The sequence below is a fragment of the Spiroplasma sp. hy2 genome, from assembly GCF_044714365.1.
In the GTDB taxonomy this organism is placed as follows: Bacteria; Bacillota_I; Bacilli_A; order Mycoplasmatales; family Mycoplasmataceae; genus Spiroplasma; species Spiroplasma phoeniceum.
Genome location: NZ_RXFZ02000332.1, coordinates 1 through 644 on the forward strand (window position 1 = coordinate 1; position 644 = coordinate 644).

The following is a 644-nucleotide window of genomic DNA, read 5'->3' on the forward strand; positions in this document are numbered from 1 at the left end:
ATGATACAAAACCACCATTTATACCATTAATTTTTGTTGGTGTTATTTCCCCTTGTTTCAACACATAAAGACCATTGTTTGTACCAAAATAGACATTGTTTTTACTGTCAACTGAAATTGAATTTATTTGACCACCTATACCATCAATTTTTGTTGGTGTTATTTCACCAACACCCAACTTATATGCACCATCAAATTTTCCAAAATAAATATTGTCATTGCTATCAATTGCAGATGATACAAAACCACCATTTATACCATTAATTTTTGTTGGTGTTATTTCCCCTTGTTTCAACACATAAAGACCATTGTTTGTACCAAAATAGACATTGTTTTTACTGTCAACTGAAATTGATTGAACAAAAGAAGGCAAGGTTGAAATTGATATTACATTGCTTGACCCAGCAGACAACTTATACGCACCATTATCTGTACCAAAATAAATATTGTCATTGCTATCAATTGCAGATGCATAACTAATCATAACATCAACAAACCCAGTTATTTTGGTTGGTGTGGTTTCCCCTTGTTTCAACACATAAAGACCATTGTTTGTACCAAAATAGACATTGTTTTTACTGTCAACTGAAATTGATTGAACTTTATCATTAACTCCGTTTATTTTATTTATTGGTAGGTAGRAR

General features: G+C 31.2%; 1 pseudogene. It reads right to left on the minus strand.

The features are described 5' to 3' along the window. Nucleotides 1–644: pseudogene (locus EHV01_RS06365) on the minus strand (hypothetical protein); the annotation flags it as partial.